Source organism: Metapseudomonas otitidis (assembly GCF_900111835.1).
GTDB classification, from domain to species: Bacteria; Pseudomonadota; Gammaproteobacteria; order Pseudomonadales; family Pseudomonadaceae; genus Metapseudomonas; species Metapseudomonas otitidis.
Window position 1 is genome coordinate 1 of the sequence record NZ_FOJP01000001.1, and the last position, 20,991, is coordinate 20,991.

Consider the following 20,991-nt stretch of genomic DNA (forward strand, 5'->3'; position numbering starts at 1 on the left):
GGTGCGGTACTTGCCGTTGGGCTGCAGGGTGGCGAGGTCAAAGGTGTGTTTGGCGATGTCGATGCCGATGACGCTGGGCATGGATTCTCCTCTCGATCCGTTCAGACGCGATCATCACTGCACCCGGCCCAACCTTGTGAATGCGAGCTCAAGGCTCTGGATACCGTTCGGGCTGTTCGAGTGAGTGTGGAGGGGCGGAGCACTATCTACGTTGCAGGCTCGCGGCCTAAGGGTGGGCACGGCTTCCTATCCCTCCCCCGATGATCAGTCGGGGACTATGCCCCTGGGGTGGGGCTGTAGTCGAGATACAAGGGTGGGCTTCAGCCCACCGCCACGGCATCCCACCGCCGCTGGGCCGTGGATCCGCTCAACGAGGCTTGGGCGGCAACGGGTCTTCGGTGACCTCGAAACGCAGGGTGCCGATCATCTGGCCGGCCTCGGTCACCACCCGCACCTGCCATTTGCCCACCGGGTTGGCGGGGAAGCGCTGCTTGTGGGTCCAGGCGCGGTAGCCGGCCTCGCGGCCGCCGTGGATGTCGAGGGCGATGCGGTCCACCTCGCGGCCCTCGAAGCGCCACACGTGGTATATGCGCTCGTTCAGCCCGCGCGGGGCGTTGATCGCGGTGTAGGCGTAGAGGCCGTCGGCCCGCAGCTTGGCGGCGGAGATCTGCTCCACGCCCTGTCCCGGGGTGCGCTGGTTCATCTCCGGCGTTACCGCCACCTCGGTCAGCCACAGGGTGGCCGGCGGCACCATCACCCGGCCCAGCCAGCCGGCGGCGCCCAGGGCCAGGGTCAGCCCCACCAGGGCCAGGCCCCGGCGCAGGCTGCGCACGCGCATGGCGCTGCACAGGCTGAGGAACGACAGCAGCACGGCGATGCCCAGGGCCCACTGGAAGCTCTGCGCCGTGGTCAGGTGCAGGATGATCGGCAGCGCCGTGAGCAGCACGGCGAACAGCGCCAGGGAGTGGTAGGCCAGGTACAGCCAGCGGCGCGGTGCCAGGGCGTTGTTGTAGACCGGGTCGGTGATGGAGAACAGCGCCGCCAGCCCCAGCACCCCGGTGAACAGGGCCTGGCCGCTGTTCCAGCTGGTGGTGATGAAGAAGAACGGCAGCACGAAGAAGAAGCTTTCCTGGTGGATCAGCTGGGTCAGGAAGCGCGTCAGCGCCGGCGGCAGCTCGATCTTCAACCAGCGCTCGATGGCCCGGCGGAACAGGTTCTCCGCCAGCAGCCAGACCCAGCTCACCAGCACCAGCACCGCCACCACCTTGGCCAGGCGCGCGCCGCGGTCCACCAGGATGAAACTGCCCACCCCCGAGCAGAACCCGTACAGCGCCACCAGGCGCGGGTGGCGCTGGATGAAGGCGATGAGGGCGAACAGGCGGTCTTTCCAGAACGTCATGGCAGGGCGGCGTGGCAGGCGGGGGGCGGAAGGATACTGCCGTCGGCTGCAGGCTGAGAAGCCGGGTCGACGGCCTGTTCAGCGCCGCAGGCGGCGGTGCAGCCACCAGCCGGCCAGGGCCAGCAGGGCGAGCAGCGCGGCCAGCAGCCAGGCCAGTTGCTCGTAGGTCAGCAGCGGTGCCTCGATGCGCAGGTAACCCGGCTCGGCGAACAGCGCGCGGACGGTGCTGTCGACCTGCTCCGGGGTGACCTCGGCGAAGGCCTTGGCGGTGCTCTCGAAGCGCCCGTCCTGGTAGGTCCCGAGGGCGCCCCAGTAGTAGTCCGCCAGGGCCACGTCGCCCTGGGAGGCCCAGGCCTGGCGGTCCACCGCCAGCCGGCGCAGGCGCTCGAAGCTGGTCCGGTCGACGCCGTGCTCGCGCAGGCGCCGGGTGGTGTCCTGCAGCACCTGCACCGCTTCGTCGAGGTCCTCGCGCTCCAGGTCGGCGTTGAGGCTGGTGAAGCTCTGCCCGCCATAGGCGCGGCGGTCGGTCCAGGGGCCGTAGGAGAGGCCGCTGCGGATGCGCAGCTGCTGGTACAGCTCCCAGTCCAGGTAGTCCTGCAGCAGCTCCAGGGTGGCGTAGTCGGCCCCGTCCTCCAGCGGCTCGGGGAAGATCCAGTGCAGGGTGGCGCCATTGCCCACCAGGCCCTTGCGCAGGGTCAGGCGTGGCGCGGCCTCGGTGCTGATGGTGGGCAGCGCCGGGTGCTCGCGCACCTCCACCGGCGGCAGTTCGCCGTAGCGGCGGTCGAGGTAGGCGGGCAGGCGCGGGTCGAGGTCGCCGACCACGATCAGGGACATGTTGTTGGCGCCGTACCAGGTGTCACGCACATCCTGCAGGCGTTCCAGGGTCAGCCCCTCCACCGAGGGGCGCTCGGCGCAGGCCAGGCCCAGCTCCACGGCGAGCTGCTCGTGGGCCTCGCGGCCCAGGGACTGGTGGTCCAGCAGGCGCTCCAGGTGCGAGTAGTGGCCGCCCCCCTCGCGCTGCACCACGCGCTTGGCGGCGGCGACGCGGCCTTCGTCCAGGGGCGTTTCGCGGAGGATCGCCAGCAGCAGGTCGAGGGCCTGGCGCTGGTTGCGCGCGGCCACTTCCAGCACGAAGGCGGTGTCGCTGTCGCTGGTGAAGGCGTTCCATTCGCCGCCCAGGGCCTGCATGCGCGCCTCCAGGTCGGCCTCGCCGTTGCCGGGCAGGCCACTGAAGAACAGGTGCTCCAGCAGGTGCGGCAGCTCTTTCTCGTCGCAGGCGAAGTCGTCGAAGCCGACCCCCACCACCAGGCGGATGGAGACGTGGCCCCGGTTCGGGGTGGGCTTGAGGATGACCTGCAGGCCGTTCTCCAGCAGGTAGCCCTCGACCTGGTCACGGTCGAAGGCGTGGGCCGGGGTGCCGAGCAGGAGCAGCAGGCAAAGCAGGTAGCGCATGGCGGGCGGGGACGGCGGCTGGCGGGAACGAAGCGCCGAGCATAGCGGATCGTCCGCCCCCGTGCCCGTCTACGACAGGCTGCGCCGCCCGCTCCAGAACTGCAGCGCCAGCTGCCGCAGGTTGACCGCCAGCCCCGCCACCTCGCCGGCGCTGTGGTGGCTGCACTGGCCGCTGGCGGCGTTCTGGTCGGCCGCCAGGCGGATGGCCTCCAGGCTGCGCTGGATCTCGTCGCCGGCGGCGCCCTGCTGCTCCACCGCGCTGGCGATCTGCAGGCTCATGTGGGTGATCGCCGCCACCTGCTGGTTGACCTGCTCCAGCGCCTGGCTGGCGCGCCGGGCCTGCTCCAGGCTGTCACCGGCACGTTCACCGCTGCGGCGCATGGCCTGCATGGCCTGTTCGCTGCAGCTCTGCAGGGCGCTGATCATGCGGTGGATCTCGGCGGTGGACTGCTGGGTGCGCCCGGCCAGGGCCCGCACTTCGTCCGCCACCACGGCGAAGCCACGCCCGGCCTCGCCGGCACGGGCCGACTCGATGGCGGCGTTGAGCGCCAGCAGGCTGGTCTGCTCGGCCACGCCCCGGATCACGTCGAGCACCTGGCCGATCTCGCCGCTGCGGGCCTGCAGGGTTTCCACCACCCAGCTGGCCTCGCGCACCTCGCGGTCCAGTTCGGCGATCCGCTCGCAGGTGGCCTGCACTTCCTCGCGGCCCAGGCGGGCGGCGTCGTCGGTGCGGTCGGCGGCGCTGGCGCTGTGCTGGGCGCTGCGCGCCACCTCCTGCACGCTGCTGGCCATCTGGCTCATGGCGCCGGCCACCTGGTCGGTCTCCTCCAGCTGGCGCTGGCTGCCGGCGCTGCCCCGGCTGACCGCCTCGGCCAGGCGCTCGGCGTGCTCGGCCAGCAGGTGGGAGGATTCGGCGATGCGCCCCACCAGGGCGCCGGCCTCGGTCTCCAGCATCTGCAGGCACAGCGCCAGGCGGCCGAATTCGTCGTGGCGCTGGCAGTACACCGCCTGGCTCAGGGGGTTGTCGGCGATGGCGCCGGCCCGCGCCAGCAGGGCGTCCAGCGGGCGCAGCTGCCAGCGCAGCCAGGCGCCGGCGGTGAGCACCGCCACCAGCAGCGAGGGCAGCGCGGCCCACTCGCCCTCGGGGGCCAGCACGGCGTGGGTCAGCAACCCGAGCACGCCACCCAGCAACGGGCCGCCCAGCAGGCGCAGGTGCAATGGCAGGGGCGGCGGGCGCAGCGGGCGCCCGCCGGACAGCTCGGCATAGAGCCGCTCGGCCCGGACCACCTGCTCACGGGTGGGGCGGGTGCGCACCGACTGGTACTCCACCACCTGGCCTTCGCGCACCACCGGGGTGACGAAGGCGCTGACCCAGTAGTGGTCGCCGTTCTTGCAGCGGTTCTTCACCAGGCCCATCCAGTTGCGGCCGGCCTTGAGGGTCTGCCACAGGTGCTCGAAGGCCGCCGGCGGCATGTCCGGGTGGCGCACCATGTTGTGGCTGTGGCCCAGCAGCTCCTCGCGGGTGAAGCCGCTGATGTCGATGAAGTCCTGGTTGACGTGGGTGATCACGCCCTTCAGGTCGGTGGTGGAGAGGATGTTGGCGTCGGCGGGGAAGTCCACCGCGCGTCCGGTGACGGGCAGGTTGCGCTTCATCGCTGGGCCCCCTCGAAGGCGCGGCTGGGCTGGCCGTGCAGGCAGGCGAGGCTGTCCTCGCCGTCCAGCAGGCGCTGCAGGTGGTCCGGGTCGCGCGGCTGGCTGAACCAGAAGCCCTGGGCGTAGCGGCAGTCCTCGTCGAGGAGGAAGTCCAGCTGGGCCGGGCTCTCCACGCCCTCGGCGATCACCTCCAGGCCGAGGCTGGCGCCCAGGCCGATGATGGCGCGGGAGATGGTGCGCAGCTCGGCGTCGTCGGGTACGCCGGCGATGAAGCTGCGGTCCACCTTGAGGATGTGCAGGGGGAAGCGCTTGAGGTAGCCGAGGGACGAGTAGCCGGTGCCGAAGTCGTCCAATGCCAGGCGCACGCCCTGGCAGGCCAGCTCGCGCAGGCAGGCGAGGGTGTCGGCGCCGTCCTGCATCAGCAGGCTCTCGGTGATCTCCAGCACCAGGCTGGCCGGGTCCAGCCCGGTCTCGGCGAGGATCGCCCGCAGCCGCTGGGCGAAGCCCGGCTGGTGCAGCTGGCGGCTGGAGAGGTTGACCGAGCAGCGCAGGTCGGCCTGGCCGGCCCGTTGCCAGGCGCGGGTCTGGCGGCAGGCCTCGCGCAGCACCCAGTCGCCCACGGCGATGATCTCGCCGGACTCCTCCAGGGCCGGGATGAAGCGCGCCGGGGACACCAGGGCATCGCCCTGGCGCCAGCGCAGCAGGGCCTCCACCGCCACCAGGCGCGGCTGGCCCTGGTCGACTTGGCAGATGGGCTGGTAGTGGAGGAAGAACTCCTGCCGCGCCAGGGCCTGGGCCAGGGCGCTTTCCAGCTCCAGGCGCTGCTTGGCGGCGGTCTGCAGGTCCTGGCTGAAGCGGGCGATCTGCGCCTTGCCGGATTCCTTGGCGCGGTACAGCGCCAGGTCCGCCGCCTGCAGCGCGTCGATGGTCTGGCCTTCGGCCTGCAGGGCGGTGAAGCCGATGCTGGCGCTGACCACCAGGGTGCGGTCGTCCAGGTGCAGGGGCTGGTGCAGGCTTTCCAGCATGCGCTTGGCCACCTGTTCGGCATCGCCCAGGTGGGCCAGGTCGTCCAGCAGCACGACGAACTCGTCGCCGCCGAAGCGCGCCAGGTGGTCGCCGGGGCGCAGGCAGCGCTTGAGGCGCTGGGCCACCTCCACCAGCACGCGGTCGCCCACGGCGTGGCCGAGGCTGTCGTTGATCAGCTTGAAGCGGTCCAGGTCGATGAACAGCAGCGCCGCCTGCCGTGCGCCGGGCTTGAGCTGGCGCTGCAGGGCCTGTTGCAGCAGTTCGTCCAGGCGCAGGCGGTTGGCCAGGCCGGTGAGCGGGTCGTGGCGGGCGGCATGGCTGAGCTGGTGCTCGGTGGCCTTGCGCTGGCTGATGTCGCTCTGGGAACCGGCCATGCGCTGCCCTTCGGCGACGCCGCGCACCTGCACCCAGAGGTAGCCGCCAGCCTGCTGGCGGATGCGGTACTCGTGGCTGAGCCAGGGCGCGTCGCCACGCAGGTGGGCGTCGATGGCCTGGCGCAGGGCCGGCAGGTCGTCGGGGTGGACGCGGGCGAACCAGGCGGCGCTGGTCTCGCCGAGGGCGTCCCGGGGCAGGCCGAGCATGCTCGCCCAGCGCTCGGAGACGTAGAGCCGGTCGTGGGCCAGGTCCCAGTCCCAGATGCCGTCGTGGGCGCCGCGCAGGGCGCGGGCGAAGCGCGCCTCGCTGTCCTCCAGGGCCTGGCGCTGGGCGGCGCTGTAGGTGTCCACCGCCAGGGAGATGTCGAAGAACACCACCTTCAGCAGGCTGCCCAGGGTGCGGGTGGCGTCGCTGTCGCCCAGCAGGCTTTCGACCATCTGCGCCAGGTACAGGCGGTAGGCACCCAGGTACCACTTCAGGTCCACGCCGACGTGCTGGTGCACCAGCCCCACGCGCAGCCGGTTGAGTACGTAGTCCGGGTCGTAGGGGCCGCTCCACAGGCGCTTGTAGTAGTCCAGCTGGCTGGCCTTGAGCCGGGCCAGGGTGGCCGGGTTGCGCAGGATGCTGGCCAGCGGCGGGAACGCCTCCAGGTGCGCGTAGAGGTGCTCGACGAAGGCCAGGTGGACGGCCTCCATGGCGTCGGCATGGCGGTTCAGGCGCTCCGCGTCCAGGGCCTGCCAGTCCAGGTAGCGGCAGCGCTGGTCGATCTCGCGGTTGCTCAGGCCGATGCGTGCGCGCAGGCCTTCCAGTTGTCCTTTCAGCTCCATAGCGTCTCCCATGGATCACGGGCAATAAAAAAGGCGCCACGGGAGGCCGTTCCAATTGGAACGGCCTCCCGTGGCGCCTTGTCTTGCAGGCCCTTCGTCCTGCCCGGCAAAGCCGGCCCCCGCTGCCTGCGGGGCCTTCGCAGCGCTGGGTTTTACACCAGCGGGGCGGGGTGCGACAACTCTTCCCGCGCCTCTTCCAGGCGCCGGCGCAAGTGCCCGAGTTCACGGGATTTGAAGGCATGGCGGGTGCGTTCGAGCACCGCGATGACCTCGTCCAGCAACAGGCGCAAACGGATCGCGTCGCTCAAGGACGCGTCATTGAGCCAGCGGCAAAGTGGTGCGCGGGAGCAGTCGGCAGCGTCCTCGACGACCTCGCAGACGATGCCCATGGCCGGCAGCATGTCGCGCAGCAGGCAGGCCAGCGCGGGGTCGTTGATGGCGACGAGCGGTGGTTCGGAGCGATCCATGGGCAGGAGCTTCAGGCTGATGGCAAAAGGCTACGCACTCTAGGCAGCGGCCCCTGGTCGAATATTGACCCGCGTCAGTCTGTCGCGATTCGCCATGACCGCTGGCCGGACCGGTCACTGCCGGTGGCCACGGGGGGCAGGTAGAGTGCCCGGCACAACGACAATGACAGGCGCCCTGCATGAACTACGACGCGAACCAGCAACTGGTGCTCGGCCTGGTGCTGGCGGTGATGATCTTCGGCGTGTCCCTGGAGCTGCGCACCGCCCATTTCCTCGCCGTGCTCCGGCAACCGCAGCCGGTGCTGGCGGGCATGCTCGGGCAGTGCCTGATCCTGCCCTGGGCGACCCTCGGGGTGACGCTGCTGGTGGACCTGCACCCGGGCCTGGAGCTGGGCCTGCTGCTGGTGGCCTGCTGCCCCGGTGGCAACCTGTCCAACGTGATGACCCACCTGGCGCGGGGCAACACCGCGCTGTCGATGAGCATGACCGCGCTGTCCAGCCTGCTGGCGCTGGTGCTGCTGCCGTTCAACTTCGCCCTCACCAGCAGCCTCAACCCCGAGGGCGCGGCCTACCTGGCCGGGCGCCTGGATGCCCTGGCGATGGACCGCGGCGGCCTGCTGGTGAGCGTGTTGCTGCTGCTCGGCCTGCCCCTGGCGCTGGGCATGCTGGTGGGCAACCTGTGGCCGCGCTGGGCGACCCGGGCGATGCCCTGGTTCAAGCGCTTCGCGCTGCTGGCCTTCGTGGTCTTCGTGGCCGGCGCGGTGGCCGGCAACTGGCGGCTGTTCGTCGACAACCTCGGGCTGGTGTTCCTCATCGTGGTGCTGCACAACGCCAGCGCCATCGTGCTCGGCTGGCTGATGGCCGTGCTGGCCCGCCAGCACGGCGCCAACCGCCGGGCCATGGTGATCGAGATCAGCATGCACAACTCCGGGCTGGCGCTGGGGCTGATCTTCGCCCAGTTCGGCGGTGAGCCGAACATGGCCCTGGTGGCGGCCTTCTGGGGCACCTGGCACCTGGTCAGCGGCCTGCTGCTGGTGGCGTACTGGCGCAACCGCCCGTTGCCCGAGGAGGTGCCGGCATGCGCGTCCTGATCACCGGCGGCGGCGGCTTCATCGGCCGGCAACTGGTGGAGGCCCTGGCCGCGCGCCACCCGGACTGGCCGCTGCTGGCCACCGACGTGCGCGAGTGGCCGGCACCCGAGGGCGTGGCCCGTGCCTGGCTCGACGTCAGCCAGGCCCGGGCGGTGCATGACTGCATCCGCGCCTGGCGCCCGGACGCCATCGTCCACCTGGCCTCGGTGGTGACGCCGCCGCCGGGCATGGACGAGGCCACCCTGCACGCCATCGACGTGGGCGGCACCCGCGCGGTGCTGGACGCCGCCATCGCGGCAGGCGTCGGGCAACTGGTGGTGACCAGCTCCGGCGCCGCCTACGGCTACCACCCCGACAACGCCGAGTGGATCGACGAGGACCAGCCCCTGCGCGGCCACGACGCCTTCGCCTACGCCCGCCACAAGCGCGAGGTGGAGCGGCTGCTGGCCGAGGCGCGCCGGGCGCACCCGCAGCTGCGCCAGCTGGTGCTGCGCCCCGGCACCATCCTCGGCCGGCAGGTGGACAACCAGATCACCGCGCTGTTCGAGAAGCCCAGCGTGCTCGGCGTGCGCGGGCACGACAGCCGCTTCGTGTTCATCTGGGACGAGGACGTGGTGGACATCCTCGTCCAGGGCCTGGAGCGCGGCAGCACAGGGCTCTACAACCTCGCCGGGGATGGCGCGCTGTCCCTGGCGGAGATCGCCGGGCTGTTGGGCAAGCCCTACCGGCCGCTGCCGGCGGGGCTGATCCGCCTGGTGCTGGGGCTGCTGCGGCCGCTGCGGCTGACCCGCTACGGGCCGGAGCAACTGGACTTCCTGCGCTATCGGCCGGTGCTGGACAACCGGCGGCTGAAGGCGGTGTTCGGCTACGTGCCGAGGTACAGCAGCCGCGAGGCGTTCCTGGCCTTTCTCGCTGCCCGGGGCGGGCGCCGTTAGCGCCGCCTCGGCTACGCCTGCGCTGCCTGGCGCCGGGCTTGGCGGTATTCGCCGGGGGTCATCCCGGTCCACTGGCGGAAGGCGCGGAAGAACACGCTGGGTTCGGAGTAGCCGAGCAGCAGGGCGATTTCGGCGATGGGCAGGTCGGCGTCCTGCAGGTGCCGCTCGGCCAGTTGCCGGCGGGTGTCGATCAACAGGTGCTGGTAGCTGCTGCCTTCTTCAGCGAGACGACGCTGCAGGGTGCGTTCGCTGAGGCCGAGGGCGCTGGCGAGGGCGGCGCGGTCGGGTTCGCCATGGGCCAGCTGGGCACCCAGCAGGGCCACCACCCGCGCCCGCAGGCCTTCGCTGGGCAGGCGCGCGAGCAGGGCTTCGGCGTGCTGGCGCAGCACCGCCTGCAAGGGCGGGTTGGCCTGCTTGAGCGGGGCCTGGCGCAGGCTCAAGGGCAGCACCAGGGCGTAGTCGGCGGCGTCGAAGACCAGGGGGCAGCCGAAGCAGGCCTGGTAGGGCGCCAGGTCGGCCGGGGCCGGGTGCTGGAAGGTGGCGCGCAGCAGGCGCAGGTCGTCCAGCAGCGGGCGCATCAGCCCCACCCAGAAGGCCATCAGCGCCAGCACCCGTGGGCGGGTGGCGGGCGCGTGGGGGTCGAGGGGGCGGTAGAGGGTCCAGAGCTCGTCGCCCCGGGCGTCCACCACCAGGGTGCCGCCCTCGCCCACCAGGCGCTGGTAGCGCAGTTCCGCTTCCAGGGCCTCGCCCAGGGTCGGGCTGCTCTGCAGCAGGTAGCCGAGCACGCTGAACTGCCCGGGGGCCAGGGCGCTGCCCAGGGCCAGGCCGGGTTCGGGGGCGTCGAGGTGACGGGCGATGCTGTGCCAGAGGGCTTCCTGCTGGGTGAAGGGGATGCGCGCGTCGGGGTCGTTGAGGTCGGCGTCGGCCAGGTCGCTGTCCTGCAATAGCGTGGCCCTGGGCAGGCCCAGGGCCACGGCGGCGTGCAGCACGGCCTGGGTCAGGCTGGCGCTGACCGAGGCGTGTCCGGAGGGGGTGGCAGGCGGGCTCATGGGCAGGATTCTGCCCAAGGCCGCGTCTGTCGGAAAGCGCTGTCAGCGGTGCGAGGTGATCTCCGGCGGGTAGGCCACTTCGACGTCGCGCTGCGGGTCGATGTCGTCTTCGTCCCGGGCGCTGAGCGGGGCCTCGGGGTTGTCCAGCACGGCGTAGGAGATGGCGCAGAACAGCGAGTTGAGGCGCTTCATGTCGCTGATCAGGCCCAGGTGCAGGGCGCTGGTCTCCATGCTTTCCACCACCTGCTGGTGCAGCCGCTCCAGGTGCGCATGGGACAGCCGCCGCACCAGCACGCGGAAGCGCTGCTTGGCGCGGCGCAGGCGCTTGGCGTTCTCCTGGTCGCCGTTGAGGAACACCGAGAGGCTCAGGCGCAGGTTGTCCACCAGTTGCTGGTGCAGGTCGCCGATGTCGGCCAGGCCGGCGTCGGAGAAGGAGCGCTGCTGGGCGGTCTTCTTGTGCTGCACGTCGCCGAGCATGCGCTCGATCAGGTCGCCGGCCTGCTCCAGGTTGATGGTCAGCTCGATGATCTCGGCCCAGCGCCGGCTGTCGCGCTCGCTGAGGTCTTCGCGGGGCATGCGCGCCAGGTAGAGCTTGATGGCGGTGTAGAGGGCGTCGATGTCGTCGTCCAGGCGGTGGATCTCGCGGCCCAGGCTGGGGTCGGCGCCGCGCATCAGCGCCAGCAGGTGGTTGAGCATCTGCTCGACGATGTCCCCCAGGCGCAGGGTCTCGCGCACGGCGTTGGCCAGGGCCAGGCTCGGCGTGTCCAGGGCGGTGGGGTCCAGGTGGCGCGGCCTCGCGACGTCGGTGGGCTGCTCGCGGTCAGGCAGCAGCCAGTCGCAGAAGCGCGCCATGTAGGGCGTCAGCGGCAGGAACAGCAGGCAGCGCACGCTGTTGTAGAGCACGTGGAAGGCGATCACCAGCTCGGCGGTGGAGAACGGCCAGGTGTCCAGCCAATTGGCCAGCGGGCCCACCAGCGGCAGCACCAGCAGGGTGCCGGCGAGCTTGAACAGCAGGCTGCCCAGGGCCACCCGGCGGCCGGCGGCGTTCTGCGAGGTGGCGCTGATCATCGCCAGGATGCCGCTGCCGACGTTGGCGCCGATCACCAGGCACAGCGCCACCTTGAGCGGGATCACCTTAGCCGCCGCCAGGGTGGCGCTGAGCAGCACCGCCGCCAGGCTGGAGTAGGTGATCATGGCGAACAGCGCGCCGGTGAGGGCGTCGAGCATCACGTCGCCGGTCAGCGAGGAGAACAGCACCTTCACCCCCTTGGCGGTGGTGATGGGCTCGGCAGCGGCGACGATCAGCTGCAGCGCGAGGATGATCAGCCCCAGGCCGATGGCCACCCGGCCCATCTGGCCGAGGCGGGTCTGCTTGCGCGAGAGGAACAGGATCACCCCGAAGAAGATCAGCAGCGGCGACAGCCACGACAGGTCGAAGGTCAGCACCCGTGCCATCAGCGCCGTGCCGACGTCGGCGCCGAGCATGATCGCCAGCCCCGAGGACAGCCCCATCAGCCCCTGGGCGACGAAGGACGTGACCAGCAGCGCCGTGGCGTTGCTGCTCTGCACCAGCGCGGTGACGCCGATGCCGGCGGCGAAGGCCAGCGGGGTGCGGCGCATGGCGTGGCCGAGCAGGCGCCGCAGGTCGCTGCCGTAGACCCGGAGGATGCCGGTCCGCACGATGTGGGTCCCCCAGACCAGCAGGGCCACGGCGGAAAGCAGGTTGAGCAAGGTGAGCATCGGACCCCTCCTTCAAGAAGCCGGTCGCGCGCCGCCCCAATTGCCGGGCGGAGATCGCGACACGTTCCCGGGGCCCTGGCTGCCGCCATTCCCTGGCAGGACCAGGCCCCCACAGACGAGGGCGCCGCGTGGCGGCGCCGTGACATCAGACTGTCACGCGATTGTCATGTTCCGAGGCGCATCGGGCCAGCCCCGCGCTGCGCGCATCCACCTCCCTGTAAGCCAGTTAAGTCGGCAATTCCTGTCCGCGCGCGGCGTCGCCCCCAATCGGGTCAACTGATACCCTGTGCGCTCCCGATCGACGCGGCCCGCCCATGCTCAACCTCTACCACGCCAACGACCTGGAAAGCCTCGGCGAGCTGGCCTGCGCCCTGCTCGCCCAGCCGCTGGCGGACCCGCTGGCCCCGGCCAAGGTGGTGGTGCCGAGCCAGGGCATGGGCCGCTGGCTGACCCTGCAACTGGCCCGCGCCCAGGGCATCGCCATGCAGCTCGACGTGCAGCTGCCGGCGCGCTTCGTCTGGGACCTCACCCGCCAGGTGCTGGGCGAACTGCCGCCGCAATCGGCCTTCAACCCCACCACCCTGACCTGGCGCCTCTACGACTGGCTCTGCGAGCCCGCGCACCTGGAGCAGGCGCCGCGCCTGGCGCAGTATCTGGAGGGCGGGGACGAGCGCCGTCGCCTGACCCTGGCCGCACGCATCGCCGACGTCTTCGACCAGTACCTGCTCTACCGCGACGACTGGCTGGCCGCCTGGGAGCGGGGCGAGCTGCTCGGGCTCGGCCCCGACGAAGCCTGGCAGGCGCTGCTCTGGCAGGCCCTCACCGTCGACGGCCACCCCCACCGCGCGCGCCTGCTGGGCGACCTGCTGGCGCGGCTGCACGACCCGGCGCCCCTGGGCGGGCTGCCCGAGCGCCTGGTGGTGTTCGGCATCAGCAGCCTGCCGCCGCACCACATGCGCGTGCTGGAAGGGCTGGCGCGGCACTGCGAGGTCATCCTCTTCGCCCTCAACCCCTGCCGCGAAGCCTGGGGCGACATCCGCGACATCCGTGAGCTGGCCGCCCTGCCGGAGCCGGGCATCGACGACTGGTATCTGGACGTCGGCCACCCGCTGCTGGCCAGCCTCGGCAAGCAGGGGCGCGACTTCTTCGACGCCCTGTTCACCCTCGGCGGGCAGGACTTCGGCATCTACGCCGAGGACGATGGCCTGGACGACAGCAGCCTGCTGCGTGCCATCCAGAACGACATCCTGCGGCTGCGCACCCGCCACGCCGACGAGCGCCTGGCGCTGCGCCCGGACGACCGCTCGCTGGAGGTGCACGTCTGCCACTCGCCGCTGCGGGAAGTGGAGGTGCTGCACGACCAGCTGCTGGCCCGCTTCGCCGCCGACCCCGGGCTGACCCCCGACCAGGTGGTGGTGCTGACCCCCGACATCGAGCGCTACGCCCCCTACATCGAAGCGGTGTTCGCCCCCCGCGAGGGCGTGCCGCGCATCCCCTACAGCCTGGCCGACCGCAGCCTGCGCGCCGAGCTGCCGCTGGTGGAGGCCTTCCTCGCCCTGCTGGAGCTGCCCCAGAGCCGCTTTGCCGCCGAGGAACTGCTGGCCTGGCTGGAGCTGCCGGCCCTGGCGGCCCGCGCCGGCATCGACGCCGATGACCTGCCGCTGATCCGCGACTGGCTGCGCGAAGCCGGCGTGCGCTGGGGCCGTGATGCCCGCCACCGGGTGCGCCTGGGCCTGCCCGAGGACGATGCCTTCAGTTGGCGCCAGGGCCTGGAACGCCTGGTGCTGGGCTTCGCTGCGCCGCCCCGGCTGGCCGGCGAGGCCCCGCCGCTGCTGGGGGACAGCTGGCCGCTGGATGCCCTCGAAGGCGCCCGCGCGCAACTGCTCGGCCGCCTGGCCGGCTTCATCCAGCGCCTTGGCGTGCTCGCCGACGACCTGGCCCGGCCGCGCCCGCTGGCGGACTGGGCCGAGACCCTGCAGGGGCTGATCGACCAGCTGTTCGACGAACGCGAGGCCGGCGAGACCCTGCTGCTGCTGTCCCAGGCCTGCGGCGAACTGCGCAAGCAGGGCGAGGCCGCGCTGATCACCCGCCCGGTGGAGCTGGCCCTGGTGCGCCAGCAACTGGTGGCCGCGCTGGATGCCGGCGGCGGCGCCTCGGGCTTCCTCACCGGCGCCGTGACCTTCTGCACCATGGTGCCCATGCGCAGCCTGCCGTTCCGCCTGGTGTGCCTGCTCGGCCTGGACGACGGCGCCTTCCCCCGGCGCACTCCCGCCGCCGGTTTCGACCTGATCACCCGCCGGCCGCGCCGGGGCGACCGCGCCCGGCGCCTGGACGACCGCTACCTGCTGCTGGAAACCCTGCAGTCGGCCCGCGACGGCCTGTACATCAGCTACGTCGGCCGCGACCCCCGGGACAACGCCGCGCTGCCGCCCTCGGTGCTGGTCAGCGAGCTGCTGGAGACCGTCGACCTCACCGCCCACACCGACGGCGCCCCCGCCAGCCAGCGGGTGCTGGTCAACCACCCGCTGCAGCCCTTCGCCCCCGGCAACTTCGCCGGCGGCGTCCACCGTGGCTACGCCGCCCCCTGGTTCCGCGCCGCCCAGCGCCTGGCCGGCGAACCGCAGCCGGCCGCCGCGCCCTTCGCCGAGCCGCTGCCGGCGTCCGACGCCGACTGGCTGACCCTGGAACCCTCGATGCTGGTGCAGTGCTTCCGCCACCCGGCGCGCTTCCTGCTGGAGCAGCGCCTCGGCCTGCACCTGGCCGAGCCTGAGGAAGCCCTCGCCAGCGACGAGCCCTTCGCCCTCGAAGGCCCCGCCTGGCGCGGCCTGCGCCAGCTCGCCCTGGACGCCGTCGAGCGCGGCTGGTCCGAGGCCGACGAGCGCCGCATCGCCCGTGCCGCCGGCTGGCTGCCCAGCGGCGAACTCGGCCACGCCCTGTGGGGCCAGCTGCGCGGCCCGGTGCGCGCCTTCGCCCCCCGGCTGTTCGACGCCCGCCCGGAGAGCGCGCCGCAGCCGCTGCTGGTGGACCTGGAACTGGCCGGTGTGCGCATCCACGGCTGGCTCGACGGGGTGACCGAAGACGGCCTGTTCGGCTGGCGCCTGAACCGCCTCGGCGAGTGGGAGCTGGCGCCCTTCTGGCTGCGCCACCTGCTGCTGAACATTGCCGCGCCCCCCGGCATCGCCCGGGAGAGCCGCCTGCTGTCGCCGGCCGGGGACTGGCAGGCCGGCCCCCTGGCCAACGCCCGGCAATTGCTGGAGCCCTGGCTGGTGGCTTACCGCGAGGCTCTCTGCACCCCGCTGCCGCTGATCACCAAGGCCAGCCACGGCTTCGCCCACGGCCTGCGCAAGCCCGGCCGCAAGGAACCCCTGGAAGCGGCGCGCAGCAAGGCCCGCCTGGCCTGGGAAGGCCTCGACTTCGGCCCCCGTGGCGAATCCCAGGACCCCTGGTACGCCCTCGCCTTCCGCGACCGCGACCCCCTGGACGCGCGCTTCGAAACCCTCGCCGAGACCCTGCTCGGCCCGGCCCTGGACGCCCTGGCCGATGACGGCGAGGAGGACGCATGAGCCTCGACCTGCTCGACTCCCCCTTCGACGGCCGCAGCCTGATCGAGGCCAGCGCCGGCACCGGCAAGACCTGGACCCTGACCGCGCTCTACGCCCGCCTGCTGCTGGAGCGCCAGCTCGGCGTCGGGCAGATCCTGGTGGTCACCTACACCACCGCCGCCACCGCCGAGCTGCGCGAGCGCATCCGCGCGCGCCTGGCGGCGCTGCTGGCCATGTACGAGGGCGGCCCCGCGCCGGACCCGGTGCTGGCCGGGCTGCATGCCCGCTACCCGGGCGAGGACGCCCACCGCCGCCTGCTGCTGGCGGTGCACGGTTTCGACGAGGCGGCCATCTTCACCATTCACGGCTTCTGCCAGCGCGCCCTGCAGGACGCGGCCTTCGAGGCCGGCGGGGACTTCGACAGCGAACTGGCGGCCGACGACCGCGACGTGCTGGACGCCCTGCTCGCCGACCTCTGGCGGGCCGAACTGGCCGCCGCCGAACCGGCCTGGGCGCGCTTCCTGGCGCAGAAGCGGCTGACCCCGGCCAGCCTGCGCCAGCGCCTGCGCGGGCACCTGGGCAAGCCCTACCTGCGCATCGAACCCCGCGACGCCGCCCCGGGCGACCTGGACCCGGCCTGCGACGCCTGGGAACACGCCCGCAGCCTGTGGCTGCGCGACGCCGCCAGCTGCCTGGCCGAGCTGGCAGCCTTCGACGGGCTCAACAAGCGCAGCTACGACGCGGCCAAGTTCGCCCTCTGGCACAGCGAGCTGGATGCCTACTTCGCCGACCCGGCGGCGCTCTTCGCCCCGCCGGCGGGGCTGGAGAAGCTCGCCCGCGAGGCGCTGGCCAAGGGCTGCAAGAAGGGTTTCGACCTGCCGGATTACCCGCTCTGCTCGGCCCTGCAAGGCCTGGTGGACGCGCTGGAGGCGGCCAAACCGGCCGGCGAGGCACGGCTGATCGCCCTGCAGGTGCGCCTGCTCGACACCCTCAACCGCGAGCTGCCCCAGCGCAAGGCGGCCCAGCGCCTGCTGGCCTTCGACGACCTGCTCAACCGCCTCGACGAGGCGCTGCAGGGCGAGGCCGGCGACGCCCTGGCCGCCGCCCTGCGCGAGCGCTACCCGGTGGCGCTGATCGACGAATTCCAGGACACCGACCCGGTGCAGTACGCCATCTTCCGCCGCGTCTACCCGGGCGGCGAAGCCGGGGGCGACCTGTGCTTCGTCGGTGACCCCAAGCAGGCCATCTATGCCTTCCGTGGCGCGGACCTGGCCACCTACCTCAAGGCCCGCGACGAGGCCGCCCGGCAGTACAGCCTGGCCACCAACCACCGCTCCGTGCCACGCCTGATCGCCGCGCTGAACCGGGTCTTCGACCGCCCCCGCCCGTTCGCCGAGCCGGGGCTGGACTACCCGCCGGTGGGCGCCAGCGACAAGCCGCGCCCGCAGCTGGTGCTGCCCGAGGGCGGTGCTCCCCTGGAGCTGGTATGGCTGGGGGACGAGCCCCTCGGCAAGGGCGAGGCCGGCCGCGCGGTGGCCATCGACACCGCCCGCCGCATCGCCGCCCTGCTGGCCGCCAGCGCCGCCGGCCAGGCCTACTTCGAGGCTGACGGCGTGCGCACCCCGCTGCGCGGCGGCGACTTCGCCGTGCTGGTGGCCAGCCACCGCCAGGCCGGCGACGTGGCCGCCGAGCTGGCCACCCGTGGCGTGCCCAGCGTGCGCCGTGGCCGCGACAGCGTCTGGCACAGCGAAGAGGCCGCCGAACTGGCCGCCGTGCTCGCCGCCTACGCCGAGCCGGGGCGCGAGGGCGTGCTGCGCTATGCCCTCTCCACCCGCCTGCTGGGCCGCGACGCCCAGGCCCTGGCCCGCTGCCAGGACGACGAGCACGCCTGGGACGAGGAACGCGAACGCGCCGAGCGCTACCACCAGCTATGGCAGCAGCACGGCTTCATGCGCGCCTTCCGCGCCTGGCTCGACGAGCAGGCGGTGGCCGAGCGGCTGATCGCCTTGCCCGACGGCGAACGGCGCCTGACCAACCTGCTGCACCTGGCCGAACTGCTGCAGGCCGAGAGCCTGCTGCGTCCCGGCCTGGAGCCGCTGCTGGCCTGGTTCATCGCCCAGTGCCAGGCCGAGAGCCACGGCGACGACGCCCTGCTGCGCCTGGAAAGCGATGCCGAGCGGGTGCAGATCGTCACCGTGCACACCTCCAAGGGCCTGGAATACCCGCTGGTGTTCTGCCCCTACCTGTGGGACGGCGCACTGCTGCGCCGCGACGAAGACATCACCTGCCACGCGGAGGACGGCACCCCGCTGCTGGACCTGGGCGGCCCCGAGCTGGAAGCCCACCGCGAGCGCGCCCGTCGCGAGCGCTTCGCCGAACGCCTGCGCCTGGCCTACGTGGCCCTCACCCGCCCCCGCGACCGCCTCTGGCTGCACTGGGGCCCGGTGGCGGTGCCCAAGCCGAAGAAGGACGGCGGCCTGCCCGATGACGGGCTGCACACCAGCGCCCTGGCCTGGCTGCTGCACGGGCGCACCCTGCCCGGCGACGCGCCCCTGGACGAACTGGCCGGCCACCTGGCGGCCCTGGAAGGCCCCGGCCTGCGCCTGGAGTTGGAGGCCCTGGCCGCCGACAGCGCGGGCGACATCGCCGTGGTGCCCCTGCGCGAGGCCGAGGCCAGCGCCCAGGGTGAGCACCGCGCCCCGCCGCCGACGGCCCTGGCGCAGCTGCAGCGCACCCTGCACAGCGCCTGGCGGGTCGGCAGCTTCTCCGGCCTGGCGGCCGGCATGCACATGGAGGCGCCGGACCGCGACGCCTTCTTCGTGCCGCCGGCCACCGACCCGGGCAGCGGCTTCCACGCCTTCCCGCGCGGCGCCCGGGCGGGCACCTGCCTGCACGCCATCCTCGAGGACTGGGTGCGCGGCGAGGGCGAGCTGGCCGCGCTGGTGGACACCCACCTCAAGGGCCACGGCCTGCCGCTGGAATGGGCCGAGACCGCGACCCTGCACCTGCGCCAGGTTCTGGACACCGACCTTGACGGCGCCGGCCTGACCCTGGCCGGGCTCGACCCGGCGCGGCGCCTGCCGGAACTGGGCTTCACCTTCCCGGTGCGCCAGCTCGACCTGCACGGCCTGCGCGCGGTGCTGGCGGACCCGGCCCACGGCCTGCCGGCGCCCATGCGTGCGGCGGCCGAGCGCCTGGAGTTCGACACCCTCAATGGCTTCATGAAGGGCTTCATCGACCTCACCTTCGAGCACCAGGGGCGCTGGTACATCGCCGACTACAAGTCCAACTGGCTGGGTCCCGACGCCAGCTACTACGGCGGCGAACGCCTGGAGCAGGCCATCGCCGCCGAGCACTACCACCTGCAGTACCTGATCTACCTGGTGGCGCTGCGGCGCTTCCTGCGCCAGCGCCTGGACGGCTTCGGCCCGGACGGGCTGGGCGGCGCCTACTACCTGTTCCTGCGCGGCATGCCCGACGCCGGGGTGTACTTCCACCGCCCGGACGACGCGCTGCTGGACGCGCTGGACCGGCTGTTCGAGGAGGGCCACCCGTGATGCCTGCCGACCTGCCCCTGGGGCCGCTGGAGCGCTTCTTCGCCGACAGCCTGCTGCACCTGGAGCCCGATGCGCCGCTGCCGGTGCTGGTGGCCGGGGTGCTCTGCTGCCAGGCCCTGGCGGCGGGGGACGTGTGCCTGCCCCTGGCGCGCCTGGCCGGCCAGCGGGTGTTCGACGAGGGCATCGAGGGCTTCGACCTGCCGCCCCTGGACACCTGGCGGGCACAGCTGGCGGCCTCGCCGCTGGTGGCCACGGCCGGCGGTTACGCGCCGCTCACCCTGGACGGCGACCGCCTCTACCTCAGCCGCTACCACGCCTACGAGGCGCGCCTGGCCGAGGCCCTGCTGGGGCTGGCCACGGCCCGCCCGCCGGTGGACGAGGCGCAGCTGGGCGAGTCCCTGGCGCGGTTGTTCGCCCGCAACACCCAGTCGCCGGACTGGCAGCGGCTGGCCGCTGCCCAGGCAGTGCGGCGCAACCTGGCGGTGATCTCCGGCGGCCCCGGCACCGGCAAGACCACCACCGTGGTGCGCCTGCTGGCGTCCCTGCTGGAGCAGCCCGGTGGCGAGCGCCTGGCCATCGGCCTGGCAGCCCCCACCGGCAAGGCGGCGGCACGCATGGCCGAGGCGATCCGCAACGCCAAGGCCGACCTGCCGGTGAGCGACGCGGTGAAGGCTCTGCTGCCGGAGGAGGCGCGCACCCTGCACCGCCTGCTCGGCAGCCACGGCGACAGCCCCCGGGTGCGCCACCACGCCGAGAACCCGTTGCCGCTGGACGTGCTGGTGGTGGACGAGGCCTCGATGGTGGACCTGGCGCTGATGGCCAAGCTGGTGGACGCGCTGCCCCCGGGGGCGCGGCTGATCCTGCTGGGGGACAAGGACCAGCTGGCGGCGGTGGAGGCCGGCGCGGTGTTCGCCGAACTCTGCGAGGGCCGGGGCCTGGACGCCACGGCGGCGGCCGAGCTGGAGCGCATCACCGGCCAGCCGGTGCCGGCGGAGACGCCCACCTCGCGCCTGGGGGATTCGGTGGTGCTGCTGACCCACAGCCACCGCTTCGCCGGGGACAGCGGCATCGGTGAGCTGGCACGGCGGATCAACGCCGGCGACGCCCGCGGCACCCTGGCGCTGCTGCGCGAGGGCCGCGCCGACCTGGCCTGGAACGCCGGGCCGTTGCAGGCCGCGCTGCTGGAGCGCCTGGATGCGGGCTATGCCCCCTTCATCAGTGCGGCGCGACGGGGCGACCCGACGGCCGCCTTCGCGGCCTTCGCCGAATTCCGCGCCCTCACCGCCCAGCGCGAGGGGCCCTGGGGCGTGGCCGGGATCAACGAGGCGCTGGAGGCGCGCATCAAGCGCCGCCTGGGCATCGCCAGCCGCGAGCGCTGGTATCCGGGGCGGGCGGTGATGGTGCGGCAGAACGACTACGCCCTGGGGCTGTTCAACGGCGACGTCGGCATCTGCCTGCCGACGCCCCATGGGCTGCGGGTGTTCTTCGAGGGCGAGGACGGCCACCGGCCCTTCTCCCCGGCCCGCCTGCCCAGCCACGACAGCGCCTTCGCCATGACGGTGCACAAGAGCCAGGGCTCGGAGTTCCGCGAGGTGCTGCTGGTGCTGCCGGAGCAGCCGAGCCCGCTGCTCAGCCGCTCGCTGTTCTACACCGGCATCACCCGCGCCCGGCAGCGGGTGGAGATCTGGGGCCTGCCCCAGCGCCTGGCCGAGGCGGTGAGCACCCGTGCCGAACGGGCGGCGGGCCTGGCCGAGCGCCTGGCCCGTGAGCCGCAGCCGGCGGCGCCTCCCGTGGCCGCGCCCGCTCCGGTGGCTCCGGTTGTACAGGTGCCGCCGGCCGGGGGGCAGTTGGATTTGTTCTAGGGTGTTGGAGCGTCTG

At 72.7% G+C, this 20,991-nt stretch carries 13 protein-coding genes; 6 read left to right on the top strand and 7 right to left on the bottom strand.

The window, feature by feature from the left end; genetic code table 11:
• The coding region (locus BM198_RS30270) for a hypothetical protein (RefSeq protein ID WP_208610340.1) at positions 1 to 184 on the top strand (184 nt) is incomplete at its 5' end.
• Between the two features lie 183 nt (positions 185 to 367).
• Here the strand turns inward: BM198_RS30270 and BM198_RS00005 are convergent.
• The 5 genes from BM198_RS00005 to BM198_RS00025 all read right to left on the bottom strand — a co-directional run bounded on the left by BM198_RS00005 (position 368) and on the right by BM198_RS00025 (position 7,199).
• Positions 368 to 1,399, bottom strand: a complete 1,032-nt coding sequence (locus BM198_RS00005; protein WP_074966902.1) for a DUF5924 family protein — start codon at positions 1,397 to 1,399, stop codon at positions 368 to 370.
• 78 nt (positions 1,400 to 1,477) lie between these two features.
• On the bottom strand, positions 1,478 to 2,851 hold the full coding sequence (locus BM198_RS00010; protein ID WP_074966904.1) for a M16 family metallopeptidase: 1,374 nt from the start codon (positions 2,849 to 2,851) through the stop codon (positions 1,478 to 1,480).
• A gap of 69 nt (positions 2,852 to 2,920) precedes the next feature.
• Complete coding sequence (locus BM198_RS00015; RefSeq protein ID WP_074966906.1) at positions 2,921 to 4,504, bottom strand: methyl-accepting chemotaxis protein; 1,584 nt, start codon at positions 4,502 to 4,504, stop codon at positions 2,921 to 2,923.
• Positions 4,501 to 6,732, bottom strand: coding sequence for a putative bifunctional diguanylate cyclase/phosphodiesterase (locus BM198_RS00020; protein WP_139233533.1), 2,232 nt, complete (start codon positions 6,730 to 6,732; stop codon positions 4,501 to 4,503). Before BM198_RS00020 ends, BM198_RS00015 begins: the two co-directional genes overlap by 4 nt.
• Positions 6,733 to 6,884: 152 nt before the next feature.
• A complete protein-coding gene (locus BM198_RS00025) occupies positions 6,885 to 7,199 on the bottom strand; it encodes a hypothetical protein (protein WP_074966910.1) in 315 nt (104 codons plus the stop codon).
• A gap of 179 nt (positions 7,200 to 7,378) precedes the next feature.
• Here BM198_RS00025 and BM198_RS00030 point away from each other — a divergent pair, with 179 nt between their 5' ends.
• Together BM198_RS00030 and BM198_RS00035 are read left to right on the top strand one after the other, a co-directional pair.
• Entirely contained in the window at positions 7,379 to 8,290 is a 912-nt protein-coding gene (locus BM198_RS00030) for a bile acid:sodium symporter family protein (RefSeq protein ID WP_074966912.1), read from the top strand.
• Complete coding sequence (locus BM198_RS00035) at positions 8,278 to 9,225, top strand: SDR family oxidoreductase (protein ID WP_074966914.1); 948 nt, start codon at positions 8,278 to 8,280, stop codon at positions 9,223 to 9,225. Before BM198_RS00030 ends, BM198_RS00035 begins: the two co-directional genes overlap by 13 nt.
• Before the next feature lie 11 nt (positions 9,226 to 9,236).
• Here BM198_RS00035 and BM198_RS00040 read toward each other — a convergent pair whose 3' ends face one another.
• Together BM198_RS00040 and BM198_RS00045 are read right to left on the bottom strand one after the other, a co-directional pair.
• Positions 9,237 to 10,274: an AraC family transcriptional regulator gene (locus BM198_RS00040; protein ID WP_074966916.1), complete on the bottom strand. Its 1,038-nt coding sequence runs from the start codon at positions 10,272 to 10,274 to the stop codon at positions 9,237 to 9,239.
• A gap of 42 nt (positions 10,275 to 10,316) precedes the next feature.
• Positions 10,317 to 12,014, bottom strand: a complete 1,698-nt coding sequence (locus BM198_RS00045) for a Na/Pi cotransporter family protein (protein ID WP_044401442.1) — start codon at positions 12,012 to 12,014, stop codon at positions 10,317 to 10,319.
• A gap of 314 nt (positions 12,015 to 12,328) precedes the next feature.
• On the opposite strand from BM198_RS00045, the gene recC reads away from it, so the two are divergent.
• The 3 genes from recC to recD are packed head-to-tail and all read left to right on the top strand — an operon-like array spanning position 12,329 to position 20,975.
• The gene (gene recC / locus BM198_RS00050) at positions 12,329 to 15,577 is read left to right on the top strand and encodes an exodeoxyribonuclease V subunit gamma (protein WP_074966918.1); all 3,249 of its coding nucleotides are present in this window, start codon (positions 12,329 to 12,331) and stop codon (positions 15,575 to 15,577) included.
• A complete protein-coding gene (gene recB, locus BM198_RS00055; protein ID WP_074966921.1) occupies positions 15,574 to 19,113 on the top strand; it encodes an exodeoxyribonuclease V subunit beta in 3,540 nt (1,179 codons plus the stop codon). The genes recC and recB overlap by 4 nt, the downstream gene beginning before the upstream one ends.
• The gene (gene recD, locus BM198_RS00060; RefSeq protein ID WP_139233534.1) at positions 19,110 to 20,975 is read left to right on the top strand and encodes an exodeoxyribonuclease V subunit alpha; all 1,866 of its coding nucleotides are present in this window, start codon (positions 19,110 to 19,112) and stop codon (positions 20,973 to 20,975) included. The genes recB and recD overlap by 4 nt, the downstream gene beginning before the upstream one ends.
• Positions 20,976 to 20,991 lie beyond the last annotated feature (16 nt).